The organism is Sinorhizobium sp. P24N7, assembly GCF_042436655.1.
Classification (GTDB): domain Bacteria; phylum Pseudomonadota; class Alphaproteobacteria; order Rhizobiales; family Rhizobiaceae; genus Sinorhizobium; species Sinorhizobium meliloti_A.
Genome location: NZ_JBHMIW010000024.1, coordinates 33,314 through 57,839 on the forward strand (window position 1 = coordinate 33,314; position 24,526 = coordinate 57,839).

General features: G+C 62.1%; 21 protein-coding genes and 1 pseudogene. 12 read left to right on the top strand and 10 right to left on the bottom strand.

Going from position 1 to position 24,526, the window contains the following annotated elements:
• The first annotated feature begins 72 nt into the window (after positions 1 to 72).
• From ACFHWW_RS30715 to ACFHWW_RS30730, 4 genes are all read left to right on the top strand, one after another.
• Positions 73 to 1,992, top strand: a complete 1,920-nt coding sequence (locus tag ACFHWW_RS30715; protein ID WP_338283612.1) for an LTA synthase family protein — start codon at positions 73 to 75, stop codon at positions 1,990 to 1,992.
• 285 nt (positions 1,993 to 2,277) lie between these two features.
• Positions 2,278 to 2,700, top strand: coding sequence for a TadE family protein (locus ACFHWW_RS30720; protein WP_100673095.1), 423 nt, complete (start codon positions 2,278 to 2,280; stop codon positions 2,698 to 2,700).
• A 1-nt stretch (position 2,701) separates the two neighbouring features.
• Complete coding sequence (locus tag ACFHWW_RS30725) at positions 2,702 to 4,435, top strand: pilus assembly protein TadG-related protein (RefSeq protein WP_379943016.1); 1,734 nt, start codon at positions 2,702 to 2,704, stop codon at positions 4,433 to 4,435.
• A 106-nt stretch (positions 4,436 to 4,541) separates the two neighbouring features.
• Positions 4,542 to 5,480 (top strand): hypothetical protein, encoded by a 939-nt coding sequence (locus ACFHWW_RS30730; RefSeq protein ID WP_324761867.1) that lies wholly within the window; start codon positions 4,542 to 4,544, stop codon positions 5,478 to 5,480.
• Positions 5,481 to 5,511: 31 nt separating this feature from the next.
• Here ACFHWW_RS30730 and ACFHWW_RS30735 read toward each other — a convergent pair whose 3' ends face one another.
• The 5 genes from ACFHWW_RS30735 to rpiA all read right to left on the bottom strand — a co-directional run bounded on the left by ACFHWW_RS30735 (position 5,512) and on the right by rpiA (position 10,590).
• Positions 5,512 to 5,907: a GFA family protein gene (locus ACFHWW_RS30735; RefSeq protein ID WP_379943018.1), complete on the bottom strand. Its 396-nt coding sequence runs from the start codon at positions 5,905 to 5,907 to the stop codon at positions 5,512 to 5,514.
• A 134-nt stretch (positions 5,908 to 6,041) separates the two neighbouring features.
• The gene (locus ACFHWW_RS30740) at positions 6,042 to 7,415 is read right to left on the bottom strand and encodes a class II 3-deoxy-7-phosphoheptulonate synthase (protein ID WP_100673237.1); all 1,374 of its coding nucleotides are present in this window, start codon (positions 7,413 to 7,415) and stop codon (positions 6,042 to 6,044) included.
• 233 nt (positions 7,416 to 7,648) lie between these two features.
• A complete protein-coding gene (gene gor, locus ACFHWW_RS30745; protein WP_379943020.1) occupies positions 7,649 to 9,040 on the bottom strand; it encodes a glutathione-disulfide reductase in 1,392 nt (463 codons plus the stop codon).
• 200 nt (positions 9,041 to 9,240) lie between these two features.
• Positions 9,241 to 9,783, bottom strand: a complete 543-nt coding sequence (locus ACFHWW_RS30750) for a DUF2059 domain-containing protein (RefSeq protein WP_100673090.1) — start codon at positions 9,781 to 9,783, stop codon at positions 9,241 to 9,243.
• A gap of 111 nt (positions 9,784 to 9,894) precedes the next feature.
• Positions 9,895 to 10,590 (bottom strand): ribose-5-phosphate isomerase RpiA, encoded by a 696-nt coding sequence (rpiA, locus tag ACFHWW_RS30755; RefSeq protein WP_018095149.1) that lies wholly within the window; start codon positions 10,588 to 10,590, stop codon positions 9,895 to 9,897.
• A gap of 219 nt (positions 10,591 to 10,809) precedes the next feature.
• Between rpiA and ACFHWW_RS30760 the strand changes: the two genes are divergently transcribed.
• Positions 10,810 to 11,493 carry an HAD family hydrolase gene (locus tag ACFHWW_RS30760; protein ID WP_324761871.1) on the top strand — a complete coding sequence of 228 codons (684 nt, stop codon included), beginning with the start codon at positions 10,810 to 10,812 and terminating at the stop codon, positions 11,491 to 11,493.
• A gap of 33 nt (positions 11,494 to 11,526) precedes the next feature.
• Here the strand turns inward: ACFHWW_RS30760 and ACFHWW_RS30765 are convergent, their stop codons facing one another.
• A complete protein-coding gene (locus ACFHWW_RS30765) occupies positions 11,527 to 13,422 on the bottom strand; it encodes a murein L,D-transpeptidase (RefSeq protein WP_379943023.1) in 1,896 nt (631 codons plus the stop codon).
• A gap of 497 nt (positions 13,423 to 13,919) precedes the next feature.
• Between ACFHWW_RS30765 and fumC the strand changes: the two genes are divergently transcribed.
• The gene (fumC, locus tag ACFHWW_RS30770; RefSeq protein WP_164867045.1) at positions 13,920 to 15,311 is read left to right on the top strand and encodes a class II fumarate hydratase; all 1,392 of its coding nucleotides are present in this window, start codon (positions 13,920 to 13,922) and stop codon (positions 15,309 to 15,311) included.
• 46 nt (positions 15,312 to 15,357) lie between these two features.
• Here fumC and ACFHWW_RS30775 read toward each other — a convergent pair whose 3' ends face one another.
• On the bottom strand, positions 15,358 to 15,966 hold the full coding sequence (locus ACFHWW_RS30775) for a pyridoxamine 5'-phosphate oxidase family protein (protein WP_379943025.1): 609 nt from the start codon (positions 15,964 to 15,966) through the stop codon (positions 15,358 to 15,360).
• 95 nt (positions 15,967 to 16,061) lie between these two features.
• Positions 16,062 to 16,979: an alpha/beta fold hydrolase gene (locus tag ACFHWW_RS30780; protein ID WP_379943027.1), complete on the bottom strand. Its 918-nt coding sequence runs from the start codon at positions 16,977 to 16,979 to the stop codon at positions 16,062 to 16,064.
• A gap of 44 nt (positions 16,980 to 17,023) precedes the next feature.
• Between ACFHWW_RS30780 and ACFHWW_RS30785 the strand changes: the two genes are divergently transcribed.
• A complete protein-coding gene (locus ACFHWW_RS30785) occupies positions 17,024 to 17,515 on the top strand; it encodes a MarR family winged helix-turn-helix transcriptional regulator (protein WP_379943029.1) in 492 nt (163 codons plus the stop codon).
• Positions 17,516 to 17,556: 41 nt separating this feature from the next.
• Here ACFHWW_RS30785 and ACFHWW_RS30790 read toward each other — a convergent pair whose 3' ends face one another.
• The gene (locus tag ACFHWW_RS30790; protein WP_379943031.1) at positions 17,557 to 17,931 is read right to left on the bottom strand and encodes a gamma-butyrobetaine hydroxylase-like domain-containing protein; all 375 of its coding nucleotides are present in this window, start codon (positions 17,929 to 17,931) and stop codon (positions 17,557 to 17,559) included.
• 158 nt (positions 17,932 to 18,089) lie between these two features.
• Between ACFHWW_RS30790 and moaA the strand changes: the two genes are divergently transcribed.
• The 4 genes and pseudogenes from moaA (at position 18,090) to mobB (ending at position 20,954) form a co-directional block, all read left to right on the top strand.
• Entirely contained in the window at positions 18,090 to 19,139 is a 1,050-nt protein-coding gene (moaA, locus tag ACFHWW_RS30795) for a GTP 3',8-cyclase MoaA (RefSeq protein WP_127711920.1), read from the top strand.
• A gap of 256 nt (positions 19,140 to 19,395) precedes the next feature.
• Positions 19,396 to 20,304: a DMT family transporter gene (locus ACFHWW_RS30800; protein WP_379943034.1), complete on the top strand. Its 909-nt coding sequence runs from the start codon at positions 19,396 to 19,398 to the stop codon at positions 20,302 to 20,304.
• 48 nt (positions 20,305 to 20,352) lie between these two features.
• Positions 20,353 to 20,433: pseudogene (locus ACFHWW_RS30805) on the top strand (molybdenum cofactor guanylyltransferase MobA); the annotation flags it as partial.
• A complete protein-coding gene (gene mobB / locus ACFHWW_RS30810) occupies positions 20,430 to 20,954 on the top strand; it encodes a molybdopterin-guanine dinucleotide biosynthesis protein B (protein WP_018095159.1) in 525 nt (174 codons plus the stop codon). The pseudogene ACFHWW_RS30805 and the gene mobB, both read left to right, overlap by 4 nt.
• A gap of 105 nt (positions 20,955 to 21,059) precedes the next feature.
• Here mobB and ACFHWW_RS30815 read toward each other — a convergent pair whose 3' ends face one another.
• On the bottom strand, positions 21,060 to 23,312 hold the full coding sequence (locus tag ACFHWW_RS30815) for an OmpA family protein (protein ID WP_379943036.1): 2,253 nt from the start codon (positions 23,310 to 23,312) through the stop codon (positions 21,060 to 21,062).
• 406 nt (positions 23,313 to 23,718) lie between these two features.
• Here ACFHWW_RS30815 and ACFHWW_RS30820 point away from each other — a divergent pair, with 406 nt between their 5' ends.
• Positions 23,719 to 24,501, top strand: a complete 783-nt coding sequence (locus tag ACFHWW_RS30820; RefSeq protein ID WP_379943038.1) for an ABC transporter substrate-binding protein — start codon at positions 23,719 to 23,721, stop codon at positions 24,499 to 24,501.
• Positions 24,502 to 24,526 lie beyond the last annotated feature (25 nt).

Genomic DNA, 24,526 nt, shown 5'->3' on the forward strand with positions numbered 1-24,526 from the left:
CCATTCATCCCCTGTTCAAGATGACAGTCGTATGACGGTAGAGTGAAATATTTGTGAAACTGGAGACGCCCGTTGGCCCGTATCGATTCCGCCGTGAGCAGCTCTCAAGTCTACGCCGACGGGCAAGGCTCTTCCGCAAGATATACGAGAACCCTGTCGGGCGCCCGCAGTGCGCTCTTCACGCTTCTCATTGCGACGGCGCTCGTCTTCACCGTCGAATTGATCGTGCGCTGGTCCTTGCCCGAAACCGTCGCCTATTTCACCGATCCCATGCGCCCGGCCTGGACCACGGTCGCCGTGTTCTTCCTCGCCATGCTCGGCGTCGATGCCGTGTTCGGCCGCGAGCACAAGGCCGCGCTGCTCGTCGCGCCGCTCGCCGTTGTGCCGGCATTCATCAGTCAGCAGAAGCAGGTCTTCCTGTCCGATCCGCTCTATCCGACCGATTTCCTTTTCGGCCGGCAGATCATGGAATTGATGCCGGTACTCGTGAAGGACAGGCCGTGGACCGCAGTCGGCGTCGTCGCCGGTTTGATCGCGGCCATCGTCGTTGGCGCGCTCCTGCTGCGGTTCGCCTGGCGGAATTTTCCCAAGCTGACACGTCGGGAGCGGTTGATGCGGATCGCATTCGCCCTGCCGCTGCTGGTCGCATTCTGGAACATCATGGACTACAACCAGTTCTCGTGGATCCGTGACCGGCTTCGTGTCATCCCCATCATGTGGGACCAGACCGAGAACTACCGCCACAACGGCTTCGCGCTTGCTTTTGCCATCAACCTCCCGATGGCCAACGTAAACGCGCCGGCCGGCTATATGGCGGACGCGATCGACCGGATTCCGGTAAAGTCGCTTCCCGCCGGCACGACCCATCGCGGCAAACCGGATGTGATCGTGCTGATGAGCGAGTCTTTTTGGGATCCTACGCGGCTTCCCAAGGTGAAGCTCACGCCCGATCCCATGCCGACGATCCGTGAACTGCAGGGCGGCAACGTCTTTTCTCCGGAATTCGGCGGCATGACCGCCAATGTCGAATTCGAAGCGCTGACCGGTTTTTCCAACGCGTTCCTGCCCTATGGCAGCATCCCCTACCAGCAATATATCCGCAATCCGATTCCCTCGCTCGCCACCTTCTTCCGCGGCGAAGGCTATGTTTCGCGCGCCATTCATCCTTTCCAGGGATGGTTCTGGAACCGCACAGCCGTCTACAAGGCCTTCGGTTTCGACATGTTCCGGTCGGAAGAGAACATGCCGGCCATGCAGAAGCGCGGCATCTTCGCGTCGGACGAGTCTTTGACGGAGGAAATCATCCGCCAGGCGGACGAGGTGGAGGATCCTTTCTTCTTTTTCGCGGTGACCCTGCAGGGCCATGGTCCCTATGAGGCCAACCGCTATGCGAAGAACACGATCAAAGTCGAGGGCGATCTTCCCGAGGCCGACCGCCAGGTGCTCGCCACCTATGCGCAAGGCGTGAAGGAAGCCGACGACAGCCTCAAGATGCTGATGGACTGGGCGAAAGAGCGCGACCGGGAGACGATCATCGTTCTCTTCGGCGACCACCTCCCACCGCTGAACACCGTCTATTCCAGCACCGGTTACATGAAGGGCATTACGGCCGAGCGCAAGGGACCGAAGGATCAGATGAAGGCCGAGCATGAGACGCCGCTCGTCGTCTGGTCGAACAAGACGGGGCCGAAGAAGAACATCGGCACGATCAGCCCGGCCTTCCTTTCCTACCAGATCCTGAAACAGGCGGGCTACGAGCATCCCTACTACACGGGGTTCCTCGGCAAGGTCTACGACCACTACCGTGTCCTCGACCGTTACATGCTGATCCGCAAGAACGGCAAGGAGGTCGCCGACTGGCTGCGCCAGCCGAAGATTCCCGCATCGCTGCGTGACTACCGCTTCCTGCAGCACGACATGATGTTCGGCAAGCGCTACAGCACCGAGCGCTTCTTCAAGTCCCACGCCGAGCTTTACAGCGCTGGTTTGTGAACGGACTCGGCTAGGACGGCCAATCCCCCCGGCTCCACGAAGCGTTTCACTGCTTTCGACAAGCAGTGAAGCGCTTCTTGATTCCGGGCGAACCGTGCCCCCTCGGGAAAATGTGGCAGACGCCACCGAATTCAATTAAAACGCGAATAAATATTTCCTAAATTTCAATTTTCCACAAGCAAAAACAAATACTTGCAGGCGTATAGAATAATTAACGATTGTGGCGCAGCCTGAAGCTGCAGAGACAATGGGAAACAAATACTCAGAATACTTCGGAGGTGCCGCATGTCCGTTTTCAACCGCCTGCTCGGCAGTCGGAAGGGTGCTGCCGCCATTGAATTCGCAGTCATTGCGCCGCTTTTCTTCATGTGCGTGCTGACGCTGATAGCCTACGGGATCTATCTGAGCGCCGCACATTCGATCCAGCAGATAGCCGCGGATGCGGCACGGACGGCGATTGCGGGCCTTTCCGAAGAGGAGCGGGAGCGCCTTGCGACCGATTACATCCGGCGCACGACGATGAGCCAGACCTTCATCGACTCCTCCCGCATGAACGTCACCGTGCGCGATGACGCCAACAATACCAACCAGTTCACCGTCACCATCTCCTATGACGCAAGCGACCTCCCCATCTGGAAGCTCTTCACCTTTGCCCTGCCGGGTGAGCAGATCGAGCGTTACGCGACGATACGCGTGGGAGGCATCTGAGATGCAGGGAGCGACATCCGTCTTCCGGCGATGCCTGAAGTCCCGCACCGGCAATATCGGCGTCTCGGCGGCCCTCGTCATGCCGCTGGTGGTCGCGTCGATGGGGCTCGGCATCGATTACGGCTATCTCACCCTTCAGCGGCGCGAGCTGCAGTCTGTTGCGGACCTCGCCTCGATCGCGGCCGCCGCCAATGTAAGTTCAGCCGAAGAGGCCGTGCTCGCCCACTTCCGGAGCAACGGTCTCGGCTTCGCCGTCTCGACTCCCTCGGGGCTGCTGACTGTGGACGGCAAGCTCCTGCCCAACGATGTCGAGACCGCCGCAAAGGGGGTGGCTACGATCGTGCGCGGGCGCTATGTCCCCGACCCGACGATCGATGCCGGCCAACGGTTCATCAGGGGGGCCCTGCCCGCCGACGCCGTCCAAATTACGCTTGAGAAGAAGGGCGACATCTATCTTGCGGCGCTGTTCAGTGACTCGCCCGATATGAGCGTCATCGGCACCGCGGCGAGTTCGAAAATCGCTGCCTTCTCCGTCGGCTCCCGCCTTGCCAGCCTCAATGGTGGCCTCTTGAACGCGATCCTCGGCCAGATGCTCGGCACCAATGTGGCGCTGAAGGTCATGGATTACGAGGCATTGATTGACGCCGACATCGATATCCAGCCATTCCTCAAGATCATCGCCACCCGCCTCAGTCTCACGGCCGCTTCCTATGAAGACGTGCTGGCGACGGAGCTGACGATGCCGCAACTGCTCGGATCGCTGCGGCTCGTGCAGGGGCTTTCCGGAACGGTGACTTCAGCGCTCAAGTCCGTCGAACTCGCAACAGCCGGGAACAGGCAGACATTCACTCTGGCGCAGATCCTCAACATCGACCCGAAAAAGAGCCTCAGCATAGATGCGGGCTCGGACTGGTCGATGAAAGTCAGTGCATTGCAAATCGTCTCTGCCGCTGCGGTGATTGCCAACGGCGAACATCAGATCGCGCTCGACGCCGTTGCGGGCCTGCCAGGTATTGCCTCGGTAAAGGTCAGGCTCGCGATCGGTGAACCGCCCCTGGAAACGCCGAGCCATCGCCTTGGTTCACCGGGCGCGGCAGTAAGAACGGCACAGACGCGCCTCGCCGTCGAAGTCGTCATCGACGGTCTCGCGGCTCGCGCCGGGACCCGCATTCGGCTGCCGATCTATGTCGAACTCGCCCATGCGGAAGCAAAGCTCTCGGATATCCGTTGCTACGGCGGAACGCCGGAGAATGCGGCGGTGATCATAGATGCGGTTCCCGGCGTGGCGGAGATCGCCCTCGGCGATGTCGATCCCACCGTCCTGTCGAGCTTTTCGTCCGACGCCCGGGTGACCCGGGCGCGGCTCCTCGACGGTCTCATCAAGATCGACGGCATCGCCCATGTCGAGTCCAAGAACCTGCAACCCTCTCGCCTGGCGTTCAGCCCCACCGAGGTTGCCTCGCGGACGATGAAGAGCGTTTCGACCAGGGATATCCTCTCTTCCACGACCAAGACCCTGCTCGGCAATCTCGACGCCCAGATCAATGTGGGCGGTCTCCTCTCGATCGGAAGTCCGACTTTATTGCAGCAGGCCCTGGCGCAAACACTCGGCGCGGTGACCGCACCCGTCGATCAATTGCTCTACAATCTACTGCTCCTCGTCGGCGTGCGCATCGGCGAGGCCGACGTGCGCGTCACCGGCGTCAAATGCCAACGGCCCGTTCTTGTTCAGTAAAGCGCTCGCACACGTGCCGATTTCAATTTCGTGTGAAACAAATCGCAGGCCTTGCGCATTGTTCATTACGCGTGAATGGTAAATGCGGGGCGAAGGGACCATTGCAGTGCCCCCAGCGCAGGAGTGGGGGCGCGCGCAGCAGATGCAGCGGGTCGCGGAGAAGGGCAGCTCTGAGCAGCAGGTACCAACCGGCTTGACGGTTAGCGACTTGGTGCAAAATCCAAATTTCCCGCAAATATTGCAGGCAGGCGCGCGAACGCTGATCGCCGTCAATGACCTCTTCCCGCGCGTTGCGCGGCTGGTAGCGTCACACCAGAAGTGGATGCTGACCCAAGCGGCCTATTCCCTGCATCTCGAACGGGATGCCAACAACCCGGAATCAGGCATCACTGCCGCGCGGTTGCTCAAATTCATGCGGGATACCGGAGGCGCCAGCCGCAACACGGCGGCCGCATTCCTGGCGGAACTGGTCGCTTACAAGCTGCTTCAGCCGGCATCCGGCGGACGTACCAAGAGAGCGCGCCCTCTCGAGCCGACCGAGGTCAGCGAGACCGCGATGCGACTCTGGTTCAAGAGTCAGATGAGCACGATCGATCTCCTCGACGGCGGAACCAGAGTCTCACGCGTCGAGGCGGACAAATCGATTTTCGAACGCGCCCAGCCGCTCGCGGCACGGCGCCTCCTCTCCGACGGCAGATGGACGACGCCGCCGAAGGGTGTCGCCATCTTTGTCTGGTCCGAATCGGGCGGCGTGATCCTCGACGATCTCATGACGCGCGTCTGCGAATTCGTGCCGATGGACGGCAAGGTATGGGTCGATGTCAGCCTGGCGAAACTCGCCGAGCACTACCTGATATCGAATACCCATGTCCGCCGGATATTCGCCAGCGCCGACGCAGCCGGGTTCCTTGGCAAATCCGAGGATGGACGACGCGGACGGTTCTGGCTGAGCGCAAGGCTGATCGAGGAATATGTCTCCTGGCAGGCGGTCAAGATCGAGGCTTTGGCCAGCGCCTATGATCAAGCCTCCGATTGGCCTGCTTGACTGCCGAGCATTCGCTGCACGCCTTATGACGCTACGGCCGCGATCCTGGAAAGCGCGGCAGGTCGTCGCCGATATCGTAATAGCTCCCCTTGTCCGCGCAAAAGATGTGATAGCCGGGCTCGAGCGCCACCGCCCCGTCAAACGTTCCGGCGAGAATGGACGTGTAGTCCAGTCCATCCGCCTTCCAGAACAGGGCCGATCCGCAACGCCGGCAGAAACCGCGTCGCGCCTCATCGCTGGAACGGTACCAGGTCACGTTCTCGACGCCTTCCACTTCCATTTCACTGTCGAGCACATTCGTGGCCGCGTAGTAGAGCCCGGTTTGCTTTCGGCATTGAGAGCAATGGCAGAAGATCAGTTCGCGAAGCTTTCCGCGCGTCTTGAAACGCACAGCGCCGCAAAGGCAACCGCCCTCGTTTATTTCCATCGTCTGCCCCCTTCGAACCTGTGCACTTCAACACATAAAAGCCGGGCAAGCTTTCAAGCTGGCCCGGCCAAAGTCAAATTCAGAGAATGCGCCGCAGGTTCAGAAATATTGAACCGATGGCTTTATCGAAGCGATCAGCCGTTGACGACCATCTTCTTCTCGTCGCGGCCGCCCTTCATCCGCTCGGCGAGCAGGAAGGCCAGCTCAAGTGCCTGGTCGGCATTGAGGCGCGGATCGCAATGGGTGTGGTAGCGATCGGCAAGGTCGTCGCCGGAAAGCGCACGCGCGCCGCCGGTGCACTCCGTGACGTCGTTGCCGGTCATCTCGATATGGATGCCGCCCGGATGCGAGCCTTCGGCGCGGTGAATCTGGAAGAAGCTCTCGACTTCGGACAGAATCCGCTCGAACGGTCGGGTCTTGTAATTGTTGAGCGTGATCGTGTTGCCATGCATCGGATCGCAGGACCACACCACCTTCTTGCCCTCCCGCTCGACGGCTCGGATGAGGCGCGGCAGATGCTCGGCGACCTTGTCGTGGCCGAAGCGGCAGATCAGCGTGAGACGTCCCGCCTCGTTGGCGGGATTGAGGATGTCGATCAATTCGAGAAGGCCGTCCGCCGTCAGCGACGGGCCGCACTTCAGGCCAAGCGGATTCTTGATGCCGCGGCAATATTCGATATGCGCATGATCGGGCTGGCGCGTACGATCGCCGATCCAGATCATGTGGCCGGACGTCGCGTACCAGTCGCCCGAGGTCGAATCGACGCGCGTGAGCGCCTGCTCGTAACCGAGCAGCAGAGCTTCGTGGCTGGTGAAGAAATCCGTTTCACGCAGGCTCGGATGGTTTTCAGCGGTGATACCGATCGCCTTCATGAAATCCATCGTCTCGGAGATCCGGTCGGCGAGCTTGCGGTAACGCTCTGCCTGAGGGCTGTCCTTGACGAAACCGAGCATCCACTGATGGACGTTCTCGAGATTGGCGTAACCGCCCATGGCGAAGGCGCGCAGCAGGTTCAGCGTGGCCGCGGACTGGCGATAGGCCATGACCTGCCGTTCCGGATTGGGCACGCGTGCCTCCTCCGTGAACTCTATGCCGTTGATGATGTCGCCGCGGTAGCTCGGCAGCGTCACATCGCCCTGTTTTTCAACGCCCGACGAGCGCGGCTTGGCGAACTGGCCGGCAATGCGGCCCACCTTGACGACCGGCTGCTGCGCACCGAAGGTCAGGACGACGGCCATCTGCAGGAAGGCGCGGAAGAAATCGCGGATCGTATCGGCGCCATGCTCGGCGAAGCTCTCGGCGCAGTCGCCCCCTTGCAACAGGAAGCCGCGGCCCTCGGCGACATTGGCAAGTGCGCTCTTGAGACGGCGCGCCTCTCCGGCGAAGACAAGCGGCGGATATTTGGCAAGACGCGCCTCCACGCTATCGAGCGCTGCGAGGTCCGGATAGTCCGGCACCTGCTGAATGGGTTTTTGCCGCCAGCTGTTCGGAGTCCAAGTCTGTGCCATTTCCATCACCTGTTGTCTGACGCGGATCGGCCCGCGTCGCGCCCTGCGGCCGTCACGCCGCCCGGCATCCGGATTTGCATGCGTCCGCGTCGGCAGCCCCGCCGATACCTGCGATCTGCCACAACGCCCGGGGCGGACTACTTTCGCGGATGCGGGCTTATAAACGTTAACAGGGGGCTTGGAAAGCCATCCTACCAGAAAACGTGGACTGCCACGACGCCGGCGGACAAGGCTCAGCCGACCCTCTCTCCGTTCCTCACGCGATAGCTCGGCTGATACATCGTGACGAGCTCCTCCGCCGCCGTTGGGTGAACCGCCATCGTCCGGTCGAAATCGTCCTTCGTGCAGCGGGCCTTCAGCGAAATCCCCAACAACTGTGCCATCTCGCCCGCATCATGGCCGAGAATATGCGCCCCGACGACCTTGCGGTCAGAGGCATTGACGACGAGCTTCATGATCGTCTTCTCCTTACGGCCGGAGAGCGTCGCTTTCATCGGCCGGAACTCGGCGCGATAGACCTCGATCTCTTGGAATTTCCGGGCCGCTTCCTCTTCCGTGATCCCGACCGTGCCGATCTCGGGTTGCGAGAAGACGGCAGTCGCGATCAGGTCGTGGTCCGGCGAGGTCGGATTGTTCTTGTATTCCGTCTCGATGAAGCACATGGCCTCGTGGATCGCCACCGGGGTCAGCTGCACGCGATCGGTCACATCGCCGAGTGCGTAGATCCCCGGCGTGCTCGTGCGCGAAAAGGCGTCGACGATGATTGCACCGAGCTCATTGGTCCTGACGCCGGCGGCCTCAAGCCCGAGACCCGTCGTGTTCGGCACACGACCGAGCGCCAGCATCACCTGGTCGGCGACGATCTCACCATGTTTCATCGTCGTGGCCACCCGCCGCCCGTCCGCATCCGCCGACACCGACTGAATGATGTCCTCGCAGAGGATGCGGATTCCCTTCTCCTCCATGGCTGCGTGCAGACCACGCCGCATATCCTGATCGAAGCGGGACAGAATTTCCTTCCCGCGGTAGATCAGCGTCGTTTTCACGCCCAGCCCGTGGAAGATATTGGCGAATTCCACGGCGATGTAGCCGCCGCCGGCAATGAGGATCGATTCCGGCAGCGCCGGAAGATCGAAGGCTTCGTTGGAGGTGATGCACAGTTCATGGCCCGGCAGCGCGTCATGCGGACTCGGATGCCCCCCGACCGCGATAACGATGCGCTCCGCGGTGACGGTCTTGCCGCTAGCAAGCAGCTTCACGGTGTTCGGACCGGCGAGCTCGGCGCGCGTATCCAGGATCTCGGCGCCGGCATTCGCCAGACCCTTACGGTAAAGACCCTCCAGCCGGGCGATTTCCTGTTCCTTCGCGGCGACGAGCTTGGCCCAATCGAAACGGCTCTCGCCGACGACCCAGCCGAAGCCGGCGGCATCTTCGAAATGTTCCGCAAACTGCGAGGCATAGACATAAAGCTTCTTCGGTACACAGCCGCGGATGACGCACGTCCCGCCGTAACGGAACTCCTCGGCGATCGCCACCTTCTTGCCGAGCGCCGCAGCCAGCCGTCCGCTTCTCACGCCGCCCGAACCGCCGCCGATCACGAAGAGGTCATAGTCGAAAGCGCTCATGGGAACTCCTGCAGGAAGTGAAATGTCGAATAGGCCGTCGGCCGGGAGACGTCGGGCTGGAAAGCGCAAACGGAGTCGCCTTTCGCCCCTGATATAGTATTGCGGCGCAAAAAAAGAAAAGCCCGGATCGCTCCGGGCTCCTGTCTTGCGGTTAAATTCGTGCCGTCAGGTGGCGGCCAGACCGCCGGTTCGACCCGTCGTTATTGCGCAGGCGCCGCGGTGCCGGCATTTGCCGCCGGCGCATTGCCGATCTTCTCGTCGAGCGACTTCGTCGCTTCGCTGGTCAGGTCGCGCGAAACGCCGGCAGCCCAGATGTCGGCGGCCTTCAGCATCTCACGCGAGGCGATCGGGCCGTCGTTCAGAAGCTTCTTGCCCGCGGTCGAGTTGTAGAAGTCGGCGATGGCGTTCAGTTCTTCGACGGTGAAGGTCTTCGCGTAGATGGTGGCGGCTTCGCGCTCCAGATCCGAACGCCGCCCGGCGAGGCTGAGCGCCTTCTCGTCCACGGTCGCGGTGATCAGTTCCTGATGGTTCGGCGATGCCTGAATGAGGGTGTTCTTCAGGCGTTCGGCGAGGTTCGGCAGAATGTTGTCGAAGCTGTTGGTCACGCCGAGCGCGGCGATCGTCGCACGCGCAGCCTTGATCTGATCTTCCGTCACGTCCTGCGCCCGTACCGCCGGAACCGCAACCGAAACGAGGATCGCAGCAGTAGCGAAAGTGCGGGCAAGACCTGCGAATTTGTTCATATTTTTCCATGCTCCTGTGTTGGCACCTGCCGCCCGGCCGATAGCCGCCGCCTGGCTGACCTGTGCAAAAGTCTGTCTCTCGATACGCCCCGCGCCGCTGGCCGGAACGGTTCAAGAGGCCGTAAGCGTGCGCGCTCCCTCAGGACCGGCAATGATCGCCATCGACGCCATTTCTATAAAAAGCCCGTGCTCGACGACGCCCGGAATGGCGTTCAGCTCCACCGCGAGCGCATCTGCATCAGGAATACGGCCAAAAGATGCGTCGAGAATGAGGTGTCCGCCATCGGTCGTGAAGGCTCCGTCGCCGGAGGATCGCACGACGATGTCTCCTGCCAGACCCAGACGCGAAGCGGTCTTCTCGATCGCGAGCCTCGTGGCGACCTGGCCGAAAGAATTGATCTCGATCGGCAGTTTGAAAGCGCCGAGCACGTCCACGACCTTCGATTCGTCGGCGATGACGATCATCCGCGCCGAGGCGCTCGCGACGATCTTCTCGCGCAGCAACGCGCCACCGCCACCCTTGATGAGGCGTAGCTTTCCGTCGACCTCGTCGGCCCCGTCGATCGTCAGGTCCAGTTCCGGCAGTTCGTCGAGCGACTTCAGAGGCACACCGAGCTCGAGGCAGAGGCGCGCAGTCCGCTCGGACGTCGGGACGCCGGAGATCTGAAAGCCGGATGCCACTTTCTCGGCCAGCAATCGGACGAATTCTTCAGCCGTCGAGCCTGTGCCTATTCCAAGCCGCATGCCGTTTTCGACATGTTCAAGCGCCGCTTCGGCGGCCTTGATCTTCATTTGGCGGGCGTCCATGCGCCACTCGCTCCCTCTCGATCCACGTCAGGCGGGGGCGTCGCCCTCGGCCGCCACCGTCCAATTCCGCTGAGACACTTACACGCCCGCCGCGGCAAACAAAAGTCAAAATGCACGGCCTGAGCCGGATTCCGGCAGCGCTACGACCTAGGTCGCCATTGCATTCGACGCCGACTTCGCCTACCCGGTCGGACAAGGTTTTGCAGAACGAGGTTGCCGGTGTCCCTGCCCCTAGTCGTCTTCGATCTCGACGGTACGCTCGTCGACACAGCGCCCGATCTCGTCGCCAGCTTGAACCATGCGGTGACGCAAGCCGGTATCGAGCCGGTGACCTACGCGGACCTCACGCATCTGGTCGGCCACGGCGCACGGGCCATGATCGAGCGGACCTTCGCGCTTCGCGGCAGAACGATTGCCGAAGAAGAACTGTCCTGGCAGATGAAAGAGTTCGTCGATTTTTATCACGGATCGATGCCGGGTGAATCCCTGCCCTATCCGGGACTGATCGAAGCGCTCGACCGCCTGCAGGATGCGGGGCTGAAACTCGCCGTCTGCACCAACAAGCCGGAAATGCTGGCAAAGCGTCTTTTGGAGGGGTTGGGGCTACTTGGCCGCTTTGCGGCGATATCCGGCGGCGATACCTTCACCGTCCGCAAACCGCATGCCGATCACCTGCTGTCGACGGTCTCGAATGCCGGTGGGGTGGCCGAACGGGCGGTCATGGTCGGCGACAGTCTCAACGACGTTCTCGTCGCCCGAAATGCCTCCGTTCCGTCGATCGTCGTGCCCTTCGGCTATTCAGACGTGCCGATAGAAAGCTTGCTGCCCGACCAAATCATCGGGCACTTCGACGAATTGACACCGAATCTGGTCGAGACCGTGCTCTCCCGCAAGCCGAAGTGAAAGGGGCCGCTCGTGTAACGCGGCCCACCCTCCTCAACCTTCCAAACTCCGCGCCTTGCGCGTCGCCTCGAATGCGCGATTCATATACATGTCGCGCTCGTAGACGTCGTTGAAATACTCGACGGTCCCGTCCTTGTTCGGCCAGGCGGTAAAGTAGGAAACATAGACCGGGACTTTGGCGGACACCGGCAGCGCCTTGTTGCGGCCGCCTGATATTTCCATGCCGACATCATCGACACTTACGCCCAGAACCGCCGCCGCCATCCGCCGGGGATCGGCAAGACGCACGCAGCCATGGCTGAGCGCCCGCTGATCACGCTTGAAGAAGCTCTTCGACGGCGTGTCGTGCATGTAGATCGCATGCGCATTGGGGAAGAGGATCTTCAGTTCGCCAAGCGCATTGTCGCTGCTCGGCGGCTGACGCACGGCGACCGAGTTCGTCGATCCGTACCAGTTCACCGCGGTGGAAGGAACAACGCGGCCGCCGACTTCCACCTGATAACCCATCCGATCCAGGTAGCCCGGATCGTTTCTAAGCTTCGGCAGCATCTCGTTGACGATGATCGACTGCGGCACGCCCCAATAGGGATTTACTTCGACCGTCTGGATTTCGTCCTGGAAGAAATATGTCTGGTTGGCCTTGGAACCGACGACCACGCGCATGGAGAACTGCTCGGTGCCCTGTTCCGTATAGGAGGCGGTGAAGGCCGGCTGGTTGATGAAGACATAGCGCTCGCCAAGCCCATCCGGCAACCAGCGCGCCTGCTCCATCGCGATTTCGACCTTGTCTATCTTCCCTTCGGTCGTATCGCCGCCGGTGAGCGCGCGTATCGACGCCTGCCCGACAATGCCATCCGCCTTCAGGCCATGTTCCTTCTGGAAGGCCTCGACGACCGGCACCAACTCGGGCGTGTAGTCCGGCGTCCCGTCATAGGCCGCGAGCACGACCGCATGCTCCGTCTTCAACGCTTCCGAGGCTTTCAACTTGATTCCGGCGATGACATTCGCGAGTTCCGGATTGCGTTCGCCGGGCTTCAGCAACGTCCCCGGTGCGATCTCCACCCGTGGCACAGCTTCCACCTGCGTCCGAAGCCGCTCGAGTTCCTGCCTCAATGCCGTAAACTGTGCGCTTTTCGGATTCTGACTTTCGACAAGCGCCGCGACGTCACTGCTTGTCTCGACCTTCTCCAGAAAGCCAAGAAGATCGACGTTTTTCCGCTTGAAGTCGTGATAGCCGGATATCCTGTTCGGGTCGATACGGCCGCGCACGGTGTCCTGGACATAGGTGAGCACGGCCGCGGACATCGCGATTTCGAAGCGCACCAAATCCTTCTCGCGGGCGATCATGTCGCCGCGGTCGAAATCTTCCGGAGGAATGACGACGGCGTAGTCGAGCGGGTCGAGACCGACCTTCGCAGCGTCGGACAGGACGGCCAGCGCCGCCTTGGCACGGCCGTTGACGCCCGTCCTCTCGATCCACAGGAAATCCGACCGGGTGCCGTAGAAATTCTCGACAGCTTTCGCCACCTCGCCGGGCGCGCGCACATTGATTTCCGGAAGAAACTGGCGCGCATCGGAAAGCGGCGAGCGCAGCATCGGCGGCAGGGCTCCGTTCAGCACCGAACCGGTAACGACGGGATCGACCAGACGGTCCGTCGCGATCCGGCGCAGCGGGTCCGCCTTATAGGTATAATAGCGCGGGCCGGTGATGCGCGGAGGCTTCGCCACCTTCTGATCAAGCCGCTGCGGCGCGAACATGTCCACGCCCGGAACCTGCTGGCGAGGCTGCACCTGCTCCTGCGCATCGCGCTTCTTGCCTCCGCGGATGAAGTCCATGAAGGTGATTGCAGACGCCGGCTGCACATCCATGGTTGCAACCGCACAGCCGCTCATGAGCGCGACAATCGCTGCCGACTTGATAGTTCTCATAGATATAAACGTCCCCGTATTGCGTCGCCGCCGAATGCAGTCGCCGCCAGATTCTCGCCACGCCCTCGTGCTCCGAGAGTTATAGAAAAGGATGGTGAATGAAAAGGAAACGAAGCCTCCCGAATCCGCGCCCCGCGTATCGCCGCGTCCCGTTTTCAGCCATGACCCTTCGTCTAAAAATCTGATTTGCATCCACTTTGAACGCCGCGGCGCCATGCCGATGTTCCCTGCGACACAGGGAAGATGCGCAACGGAAGATTGCGGATGTGACGGAAAGGACACATCGTGCCGGCCGGAAACCCTTGTGAGCGAAGCCTGATCGCGGCTTGCCGCTCGGCGGAAATTCAAACGATTGTAGGGGCTCCAAGCCCCCGCGGCCCCTTTACAAGGCGTCATGGCCGAGGCAGAGAAATGCCCGGCAGCGGGGAGAAAGATCGGCTTTGGACCCGGTTCCCCGCCTCGGCTTCATGAACCGCATGACGAAAGCAGGTATCGCGATGACATCGACCCGCACGGAAACAGATACGTTCGGCCCCATCGAAGTGGCGAGCGACCGCTATTGGGGCGCACAGGCCCAGCGATCGCTGGGCAATTTCAAAATCGGCTGGGAAAAGCAGCCTCTGGCAATCGTGCGTGCACTCGGCATCGTCAAACAGGCGGCTGCCCGCGCCAACATGGCGCTCGGCCGCCTCGATCCGACGATCGGCGACGCTATCGTCAGGGCCGCGCAGGAGGTGATCGACGGCAAGCTTGACGAGCACTTCCCTCTCGTCGTGTGGCAGACGGGCTCCGGAACCCAGTCGAACATGAATGCGAACGAGGTCGTTTCCAACCGTGCGATCGAGCTGCTCGGCGGCGTCATGGGCTCGAAGAAACCGGTTCATCCGAACGATCACGTCAATATGAGCCAGTCGTCGAACGACACCTATCCCACCGCCATGCACATCGCCTGCGCGGAGCGCGTGATCCACGATCTGCTGCCGGCGCTCAAGCACTTGCACAAGGCGCTCGAAGAGAAGGTGAAGGCTTTCGATCACATCATCAAGATCGGACGCACCCACACGCAGGACGCAACGCCCCTGACTCTGGGACAGGAGTTTTCCGGCTATTCTGCGCAGGTCGCCTCCTCGATCAAACGGATCGAGATGACGCTCCCCGGCCTTTGCGAGCTCGCCCAGGGCGGGACCGCCGTCGGCACCGGGCTCAACGCGCCCGTCGGATTTGCCGAGAAGGTCGCCGAGGAAATCGCCGGCATCACCGGCATCGGCTTCACTTCCGCGCCGAACAAGTTCGAAGCACTGGCCGCACACGACTCGATGGTCTTCAGCCACGGCGCAATCAACGCCACCGCCGCCGCGCTCTTCAAGATCGCCAACGACATCCGCTTTCTCGGCTCTGGCCCCCGCTCCGGCCTCGGCGAGCTTTCGCTGCCGGAAAACGAGCCGGGCTCGTCCATCATGCCGGGCAAGGTCAATCCGACTCAGTGCGAAGCGCTTACCCAGGTCTGCGTCCAGGTCTTCGGCAATCATGCGGCGCTGACCTTTGCCGGCAGCCAGGGCCATTTCGAGCTCAACGTCTACAATCCGCTGATGGCCTACAACTTCCTGCAGTCGGTGCAGCTGCTCGCCGATGCGGCTATCTCCTTCACCGATAATTGCGTCGTCGGGATCGAGGCGCGGGAGGACAACATCAAGGCGGCGCTCGACCGTTCGCTCATGCTGGTGACTGCGCTTGCGCCGAAGATCGGCTACGACAACGCGGCCAAGATCGCCAAGACCGCACACAAGAACGGCACCACGCTTCGCGAAGAGGCCGTAGGCGGCGGCTACGTCACGGACGAGGAGTTCGACGCCGTCGTCCGCCCCGAGACCATGATCGGCCCGGCCTGATCGGACTTCAGGCGGCCGCGGCTCGACATGTAGCCGCCGCGGCCGCCTACCACATGGTTTTCGCGGCGCGGCCGGGCCATTCCCGGTCATAGCTTTCCTTGTCGAAATCGGCCTTGGCAGCCTTCAGCAGCGCGCCCGGCGTCGGCAGCGAGGCGGCATCGGCGAAGCGCTCCGCATTCCAAAGCTGTGAACGGATCAGAGCCCGGGCGCATTGGAAATAGACCTCGCCGATCGTGACCACGACGACGCTGCGCGGGTGCTTCCCATCGATCTCGAAGGAACTGGTCAAAGCGGGGTCGACGCTGACGACGGCGGTGCCGTTGATGCGGATGGTGGTATTCGATCCGGGCACGAGGAAGAGCAGCGCCACTCTCGGATCGCGCACGATATTGGCAAGCGAGTCCACCCGGTTGTTACCCCGCCAGTCGGGCATCAGCACGGTCTTGTCGTCCGCGACGCGGACGACGCATCGATCGTCGCCCCGCGGCGAACAGTCGAGTCCCTCAGGACCGACGGTGGCGAGCGCTGCGAAGGGCGACGCTTCGATCATTTCCCGGTACTCGGCCGTCAGTGCAGCCGTTACCTTGACGATCGATGCCTCGCTCGCTCCGCCATAGAGCGCCTGCAACTCCTCGACCGTTCCGATAATCGTCATCTCATCCCTCCTGCAACGGTGCTGCGGCTGTCACGCCGAAATCGCGATCTCTGCGCGCCCGTTTCGAGGAATAGCATGACGACCTGATGACGCCATCAGGCGATTTTTGACATGGGAGCCTCTTTCCTGCGCTCCCAGAGAAATTCGTTGATCTTCTCGATGACCGCAGCGGCGGAAACGATGCGGCGATGCCCGAGACCGTTCGCCCAGTGCAATTCTACATTTGGCCCGACCGCGCCGTAGCGGCGCGCGTGATCGGCGGGGACCTCCTTGTCGTCCTCGGCATGGATGACCAGAACCGGCCTGCGGAGTGCCGCCAGGATGCGGGTGGCATCGAAACCCTCGATGCGACGCCCGGAGAGCCGCTCCACCATGCCCTCGAAAGCTGCCTGCGCCTTCGGCGCGAGCCCCAACATCCGGCCGAAGCCCCTGAAGAGCCATGTCATTTCGCTTGGCGCACCGATCAGGACCAGTTTCCCCGGAACGCGCGCCGGTACGTCGCAGAGCACTGCCCCGGCCGCGCAGGCGAGGCTCGCGCCGCCGAAGGAATGGCCTATACCGACATCGAATCCGTCGAAGTGGCGCCACGCCGCATCGATCGCCCTCACCGCTTGCGGCATGGTCAGTGTCCGCCCGGGCGACGCTCCGTGACCCGGCAAGTCGAGCGCCACCACCTCCGCTCCCGCGGAGAGCAGGCCGTCGATCAGCGTTGCCAGATAGTCGCTGCGAGATCCCCAGCCGTGCGCGACCAGTACCCGCGGCCCACGACCGCCGTTGCGGCATTCGAAATGGCGAGCGGCAGCCCAGCCGCCCGCAAAGGACAACGTGACCTTCCGCGACCGTTGCATGATCGGCACTGCCGCTTTGAGCAGCGCCGCCTCCTTGCCGCTTTTTGGCTTCCGGCTCGGAGTGCGGCAGAAGATCCAGAATGCGGACTTGCCTGCCTTGTCGGCCGAAAACGCGGAAACGGCCTTCAGCGATAGACGGATGACCTTGATCGCAAAGGATGGCATAGTGTAGCTTTCTAATGTTCAACCATGAACATAATTGTACAACGATGAACAGAAAGCAAGCACAGATCGAAAGCCACCACTTTCCCTGGGATCATCCTCGTTTTCGAAGTTGGATCGCCGTTGCCCGCGCCTGTCAGCTGATGCAGCAGACATTGACGCGGCGGCTGAGCCATCTGGATGTGAAGCCACCGCACCTGGACATCCTGGTCAATCTCTACCGCTTCGACGGCATCACCCAGCAGGAGCTTGCACGCAAGCTGCTCGTCGGCCGCTCGAACATGAGCATGCTGCTGCCGCAGCTCGAAAAGCGCGGCCTCATCGAAAGGCGAGGCGACGCAAGAGACAAACGCGTGTTGCGTCTGTCGCTGACCTCAGCCGGAAGGACCTTGACCGAGGAAGCAATGGAAATTCAGACCGCGCTCATCGAGAGTTCGCACGGCGGGGAGCCGATCGAGGACTGCGTCAAGGTCGCCGAGTCGATGGAGCGGATCATCGCCACCCTGCTCAAGGAAGATGAATTGGCGGCGGGAAGCTGACCGAGGCTGCCCGGTCGGCGGTCACCAAAGGCTGCGAGACGTCAGCGCGGCTTTTCGGCCTTGTCGCGCGACATACCCTTGTCGGCGAGCTCCTGCTCATAGGCCTTGAACAGCTCTTCGCCTTTCTCGCCGAGCTCCCGCAGGTAGGTCCAGGTATAGATGCCGGTGTCATGCGTATCGTCGAAACCGATTCGCACCGCGTAATTTCCCGTCGGCTGGACCGTGATGATCTGGACGTTGCGCTTGCCCGGAACCGTCACCCGCTGGCCCGGCCCGTGCCCTTGCACCTCTGCCGAGGGCGAGAGGACCCGCAGGAGTTCCGCGGACAGGTCGAAGGCCACGCCGTCGTCGAAGGTGACGGACAGGCGGTGGCGGTCCCTGGATATCCGCAGTTCGGTCGGCCAGAATTCGCTCATCGTCATTGCTCCGTGTTCGTCCTCGTTCAGTAAAGCAGAATTGAACGGCCGGAAATCGCCCCCAGAAGGCTTTCCAGATATTTGAAACAGTTTGCGGCAGGATGCGCCTTGACGCGACCCTTTTTGACCACGACATTGAAAGCGCAGGGAGAAAAGACTTGAACACGGCCGCTATAGACCAGACCGACGCCAGACCGCTCGACACCACGACTGCCCCGATGGTCGATCCATTTGGCCGCGCGGTCACCTATCTGCGCGTCTCTGTCACCGACCGCTGCGACTTCCGCTGCACCTATTGCATGGCGGAGCACATGACGTTCCTGCCGAAGAAGGACCTGTTGACGCTGGAGGAACTCCAGCGGCTCTGTTCCGCCTTCATCGCCAAGGGCGTACGCAAGCTGAGGCTCACCGGCGGGGAGCCGCTGGTGCGCAAGAACATCATGTTCCTCATTCGCGAACTCGGCAAGGAGATCGAAGCGGGACGGCTGGACGAACTGACACTCACCACCAACGGCTCGCAGCTTTCGAAATTCGCCGCCGAACTCGTCGATTGCGGCGTGCGGAGGATCAATGTCTCGCTCGACACGCTCGATCCCGACAAGTTCCGCCAGATCACCCGCTGGGGCGAATTGGCAAGGGTGCACGAAGGCATCGACGCGGCGTTGGCAGCCGGATTGAAGGTGAAGATCAACGCCGTTGCCCTCAAGGACTTCAACGATGCCGAGATACCGGATCTGATGCGCTGGGCGCATGGCCGCGGCATGGATCTGACGCTGATCGAGACCATGCCGATGGGCGAAGTGGACGAGGACAGGACCGACCATTACCTGCCGCTCTCGGAAATGCGCAGGCGGCTCGAGGCCGACTTCACGCTCCATGACATTCCCTACCGCACCGGCGGCCCGGCCCGCTATGTCGAGGTCGCGGAGACCGGCGGGCGTCTCGGCCTGATTACGCCGCTCACGCACAATTTTTGCGAAAGCTGCAATCGCGTCCGGCTGACCTGCACCGGCACGCTCTATATGTGCCTCGGCCAGAACGACGCTGCCGATCTGCGCGCCGCACTGCGCGCCACCGACGACGACGCCTATCTCGGGCAGGTCATCGACGAGGCGATCGGCCGCAAGCCGAAGGGCCACGACTTCATCATCGACCGCGAACACAACCGCCCCGCCGTCGCCCGGCACATGAGCGTCACCGGGGGATAACAGTTTTGCCCCTCATCCGCCTGCCGGCACCTTCTCCCCGCAAGCGGGGCGAAGGGACAAGCGGCAATGCCTTGCTCGGCACGAGCGCCGCGGGCGATGCGCGACATCTCCTACCTCATCGGTTTTGAAGCGCTCAGATCTTTGATCTTCCGGATGTTTTTGTCCTTTAATCGGATAGGATTTAAGGGAACATGCAGTAGGGATTCGCCACGCCGGGGAGGCTCGCGCCGTTCGGCCACAGCTATCAGGAATGAGAATGCGCTCGTCAGCCAATTTCCGCGGCATCGTCTTCATGTGCCTCGCGATGATCGGGTTCGCCTGCAACGATGCGCTGGTAAAATCGGTCACCGGCGCGATGAATACCGGCCAGATCATGTTCATCCGCGGGTTGCTGACGACGCTGATGGTGGTCTTAGTCGCATACCGGTTCGGCGCCTTCCGGCCGGTTCGGACGATCTTCAGGCCGGCCATCCTGCTGCGCATCGCCATGGAGGCGCTTGCATCGGTGACCTATATCTCCGCGCTCGGCCAGATCCCGCTCGCCAACGCTTCGGCGATCATGCAGGCACTTCCGCTGGCGGTCACGCTCGGCGCTGCGCTGTTCCTCGGCGAGCCCGTCGGCTGGCGGCGGTGGGCGGCGATCGTCGTCGGCTTCGCCGGCGTCCTCATCGTGTTGCGCCCCGGTCCCGAGGGCTTCACCGCGGCGGCCCTCACCGTCGTCGCCTGCGTCTTTTTCACTGCGACACGAGACCTCTGCACCCGCCGCATCGGCACCGACGTGCCGTCGCTGTACATCACGGTGACGACCTCACTCGTGACGACGCTGGTCGGTGCGGCCCTCATCGTCCCGCTCGGCGGCTGGCAACCGATGTCTACGACGTCGCTCAGCCATATCGCCGGCGCCAGTGTGCTTCTGATGCTCGGTTACCAGACGATCGTACTCGCGATGCGCGAGGGCGAGATCTCCGTGATTGCGCCATTTCGCTATATGAGTCTTCTCTGGTCGATCACCCTCGGAGTCGTCTTCTTCGCAGAGACGCCGGACCGCTGGCTGCTGGCGGGCGTCGCCATCATCATCGGTTCCGGCCTTTATACGTTCTACCGCGAGAGCAAGCGCGGCCGGCGGGCGGTCGCGCAGCGCGCACTCGGCGGCCCCCTGGAATAGCCGAGGACGTTCTCGATGCCAGGCGGCCCCTCCTATGCCACCTTCCCTCCGGCAGTCAACATCAACACGCCCGAAGAGCTTCAGCGGGCGGAGGCCTGGTTGCCCTATATCGAGGATCACGAACCATGAACGACCCCTTGCGCCCACCGAAGATTTTCGGCATCGCCGGCTGGAAGAATTCCGGGAAGACCGGCCTGATGGTCCGCCTTGTCAGTGAAATGACCCGCCGCGGCTACATGGTCTCCACGATCAAGCACGCGCATCACGACTTCGACATCGACAAGGTCGGCGCGGACAGCTACCGCCACCGCGAGGCCGGCGCGCACGAGGTAACGATCGTTTCGTCGACGCGCTTCGCGATCATGCATGAATTGCGTGGGGCGCCGGAGCCCACATTCGAAGAGATCTTGTCCCGGCTTGCCCCCTGCGACCTGGTACTGATCGAAGGGTACAAGCGCGAGCCTGTCCCGAAAATCGAGGCGCGCCGCCAGGAATCGGCCAATCGCGAACCGCTCGCACCCAACGATCCGCATATCATGGCCATCGCTGCCGATCATCCGGTCGCGGACGCCGGCCTCCCCGTATTCGACCTGGACGACACGCAGGCGATCGCAGACTTCGTCGAGAAGGTCATCGGACTGCGTGACTGAGGTCGAGCGGACGGCATCAATCCAAGCGCACAGGCGGCTTGCAGAACCCACAAATAGTCGGGGCCGGTTTCCCGGCCCCGATGTCAGTTCGCACGCCTCGTTGACCTATCGCTGCGCTACAGGACGCACCAGCGGCGTCACGCGGCGAATGGTGACGCGGCGGTTCTCCTGCTCCGGCCCGTTCGTGCGGATTTTGAGGAACCGCTCGCCATAGCCCTGGGTGACGAGGTTTTCGGCCGGGATGCCGTAGACCTCGGTCAGGAGCACTGCGACGGACTCGGCACGCTCGTCGGAAAGGACGAGGTTGGACTGGTCGGCGCCAACGGCATCCGTGTGACCCTCGATGAAGAAGGTTTCACCCGGATCCTTCTCTAGGATCTTGTTCATTGCCTCCGCGACATTGCGCATGGTTTTCGCCTGCGACATCGATACCTCGGCGCTTCCCGTCGCGAAAGTGATGGTGTCGAGATCAATTCGGCGAACCTTGTCGCGCAGGCGGGCGGAGTGACGCACCTCATCGATGGTGTAGACGCGTTCGACCGACTCGACCGGGGGTTCGGACAGGAACTCGTAGTAATCCCGGTCCGGATCCTCGGCAACATCGACGATATATTCGTCCACCGGTATCGTCAGGCGCATCGGTGGCAGGTCGTAACCTACGTCTATGATTGCGGGCCGGTCTTCTTCGTATTCCGGCGCGTACATCATGACGTATTCCTCGCCGTCACGATCGACGCGCGTGCGCGTCAGGATGTCTCCGTATTCGTTGTAGATGGTGACGATCCGATAGCCGCCCGGGCGGACGATCGTTTCACGGACGCGACCTCGCGAGAGATTTTCATAATAGCTCTCTTCCGAATTCCTGCGCAGGCGCGGCCGGTCGTCACCGCGCACGAAGATGCGATCGCCGACCCCGAGGATGACACGGTCCTCGTTTTCTTCGACGACCCTCACCTCCGTGACGTTGTTCTCGGTGGTGTTGTTGACGGTCGTGTTGTTGACCGTTGTGTTGTTGATGACGGTGTTGTTGATGATGTTGGTCGTCTGCGGCACCGCAAAGGTCGGCGCCTCCTCAACCCGCTCGCCCTCTTCGCTGAGCACAGCCTCGATCTTCTGAGGAATTTCTTCCCTGGCTTCGGCCGGGATCGCAGCCTGCGCCGCTGCATCGTCGGCCGGCGGTTCTACGCTCTCTTGGGTCGTACGCAATTCCTCGCGCTGCTTCCGCCGTGTTTCTCGCGCCTGGTTGCCGCCGGAAATGTCGGCATCCTTGTCGCTGTCGAGGACAGCCGCGCCTTTCTCGACAGGCAAGACGACGGTCTCGTCAGAGGCTGCGGGGTCCTCCGCGATTTTCTGCTTTTCTTCCGTCGAGCGCTCATCGACGACTTCGGGAGCCGGTTGGCCGGCGGGCTGCTCACCCTGCTGTTCAGCGGTTGCGGGTTGTTCGGCGCCGGGAATCGACTGCTGCTCGCCCTCGCCCGTCTGCTCGGCGGGCGTCTCTGTCGCGGGCTGCTTGGCGGTCGTGCCGCTCTCAGGTTCGGCGCTCGGCTGCTCGGCGGCCTTCTGTTCTTCCGTCTGCCGCTGCTCTTCGGCCTGTTGCTGGCGTCTCTTACGCGTAGGCTCCTGTTCCTCGGCCTTCTGCGGCGCGCCCTCCTCGGCTGCGGGCTGCTGCTCTTCCGCCTGCTGCTGGCGCTTCTTGCGCGCAGGGGCCTCTTCTTCGGCCTGCTGGGGAGCACCCTCCTCGGCCGCAGGCTTCTGCTCTTCGGCCTGCTGCTGGCGCTTCTTGCGCTTGGGGGCCTCTTCTTCGGCCTGCCGCGGAGCGCTCTCTTCGGCTGCGGGCTGCTCTTCGGCCTGCTGCTGGCGTTTCTTGCGCCGGGGAGCCTCTTCTTCGGCCTGCTGCGGAGCGCTCTCTTCAGCCGCGGGCTGCTCTTCGGCCTGCTGCTGGCGTTTCTTGCGCCGCGGAGCCTCTTCTTCGGCCTGCTGCGGAGCGCTCTCTTCGGCTGCGGGCTGCTCTTCCGCCTGCTGCTGGCGCTTCTTGCGCCGCGGAGCCTCTTCTTCGGCCTGCCGCGGGGCGCCCTCTTCGGCTGCCGGCTGTTCTTCGGCCTGCTGCTGGCGCTTCCTGCGCGGCTTTTGCTGCTCCTCGGCCTGCGGCTGTTGCTCCTCCGCCTGCCCCTGCGATTCCTCGGCCTGACGCTGCTTGCGCTTCAGCAACAGCAGATCCTCGGGCGACTGTTGGCCCTCTCCTTCCTGAGCGACTTCGAACGGAGCAGTCAGGCTGTCAGCGAAGGCCGGCTGGATCATCAGGGAGGCCGAAAGAACGGGCAAGGCCACTGTTGCGAAAAGTCTGGATCGTATCGACATTTTTTTCTTCCTCTTGTTCGGAGGTCCTGACGCTGGTGTGCAAACGCGACTCCAATCGCCTCGCCCACCATGGCGCCCTCGTCACAGGGCCATGATCCGCGGTCCCGGCCTTTTTTGCCTCGGCCGAAATGCCGTAGCCGCAACGCCGCAACTGCGGATCGGTTCCGCTGCAAGGCCTATCGAAGGCGACATTAACCGGTCCTGAACGGCCCGTTCATCTTCTAGCGCAACTTATGCGACAATCGAAGGACATGATTCGCGTCAAGTAGTGGGAAGCAAAGCTTTCCAGTTGATTTTTGCAGGAAATCCGTACGAATATCGCCGCAACCGGCGGCTTGAAGCTCCGGCGCCAATTGGCATCCGCGAAACAAGAAGAACCGGATGCCGAGCCAACAGAGAGGACATCATGCGTATTTCCAGACGTCTGGCAGCCACGGTATCGGCTGCCGTTTTCGTGCTTATGGCCGGCGCTGCCATGGCTGACGGCGAAAAGATCGTCATCGGTACCGAAGGCGCCTACCCGCCCTTCAACAATCTCGAGTCCGACGGCACGCTGACCGGCTTCGACATCGACATCGCCAAGGCGCTTTGCGAAGAGATGAAAGCCGATTGCACCTTCGTGACCCAGGAATGGGACGGCGCCATTCCGGCGCTGATCGCCAAGAAATTCGACGCGTTCATCGCGTCCATGTCGATCACCGAGGAACGCAAGGAAAAGGTCGACTTCACCAACAAGTACTACAACACGCCTCCGGCCATCGCGGTGCCGAAAGATTCGCCGATCACCGAGGCGACGGCAGCAGCCCTCTCCGGCAAAATGCTTGGCGCACAAAGTTCGACCACGCACTCCAACTATGCGGAAGCGCATATGAAAGAGTCGGAACTGAAGCTTTACCCGACCGCGGATGAATACAAGCTCGACCTCGCCAACGGCCGCATCGACGCGGCAATCGACGACGTCGTCGTGCTGTCGGAATGGCTCAAGACGGACGATGGCGCCTGCTGCAAGCTGCTTGGCACCCTGCCGATCGATCCGGTCATCAATGGCGAAGGCGCGGGTATCGCGCTCCGCAAGGGCGACAACGCTCTGCGGGAGAAGTTCAACAAGGCGATCGACGCCATCCGCGCGAACGGCAAGTACGAGGAAATCAACGAAAAGTACTTCCCCTTCGACGTCTACGGCAGCTAATCTCGGCGATTCCTGCACATCTTGA

What these genes read in the sequence shown, in the direction of transcription:
- ACFHWW_RS30740 (WP_100673237.1), bottom strand. Translation starts at nt 7,415, where the DNA reads ATGGCACAGACTTGGACTCCGAACAGCTGGCGGCAAAAACCCATTCAG.
- ACFHWW_RS30765 (WP_379943023.1), bottom strand. Translation starts at nt 13,422, where the DNA reads ATGAGAACTATCAAGTCGGCAGCGATTGTCGCGCTCATGAGCGGCTGT.
- ACFHWW_RS30775 (WP_379943025.1), bottom strand. Translation starts at nt 15,966, where the DNA reads ATGACGATTATCGGAACGGTCGAGGAGTTGCAGGCGCTCTATGGCGGA.
- ACFHWW_RS30720 (WP_100673095.1), top strand. Translation starts at nt 2,278, where the DNA reads ATGTCCGTTTTCAACCGCCTGCTCGGCAGTCGGAAGGGTGCTGCCGCC.
- ACFHWW_RS30785 (WP_379943029.1), top strand. Translation starts at nt 17,024, where the DNA reads ATGAACAGAAAGCAAGCACAGATCGAAAGCCACCACTTTCCCTGGGAT.
- mobB (WP_018095159.1), top strand. Translation starts at nt 20,430, where the DNA reads ATGAACGACCCCTTGCGCCCACCGAAGATTTTCGGCATCGCCGGCTGG.
- ACFHWW_RS30725 (WP_379943016.1), top strand. Translation starts at nt 2,702, where the DNA reads ATGCAGGGAGCGACATCCGTCTTCCGGCGATGCCTGAAGTCCCGCACC.
- ACFHWW_RS30820 (WP_379943038.1), top strand. Translation starts at nt 23,719, where the DNA reads ATGCGTATTTCCAGACGTCTGGCAGCCACGGTATCGGCTGCCGTTTTC.
- ACFHWW_RS30790 (WP_379943031.1), bottom strand. Translation starts at nt 17,931, where the DNA reads ATGAGCGAATTCTGGCCGACCGAACTGCGGATATCCAGGGACCGCCAC.
- ACFHWW_RS30815 (WP_379943036.1), bottom strand. Translation starts at nt 23,312, where the DNA reads ATGTCGATACGATCCAGACTTTTCGCAACAGTGGCCTTGCCCGTTCTT.
- fumC (WP_164867045.1), top strand. Translation starts at nt 13,920, where the DNA reads ATGACATCGACCCGCACGGAAACAGATACGTTCGGCCCCATCGAAGTG.
- ACFHWW_RS30780 (WP_379943027.1), bottom strand. Translation starts at nt 16,979, where the DNA reads ATGCCATCCTTTGCGATCAAGGTCATCCGTCTATCGCTGAAGGCCGTT.
- ACFHWW_RS30750 (WP_100673090.1), bottom strand. Translation starts at nt 9,783, where the DNA reads ATGAACAAATTCGCAGGTCTTGCCCGCACTTTCGCTACTGCTGCGATC.
- ACFHWW_RS30735 (WP_379943018.1), bottom strand. Translation starts at nt 5,907, where the DNA reads ATGGAAATAAACGAGGGCGGTTGCCTTTGCGGCGCTGTGCGTTTCAAG.
- rpiA (WP_018095149.1), bottom strand. Translation starts at nt 10,590, where the DNA reads ATGGACGCCCGCCAAATGAAGATCAAGGCCGCCGAAGCGGCGCTTGAA.
- ACFHWW_RS30800 (WP_379943034.1), top strand. Translation starts at nt 19,396, where the DNA reads ATGCGCTCGTCAGCCAATTTCCGCGGCATCGTCTTCATGTGCCTCGCG.
- gor (WP_379943020.1), bottom strand. Translation starts at nt 9,040, where the DNA reads ATGAGCGCTTTCGACTATGACCTCTTCGTGATCGGCGGCGGTTCGGGC.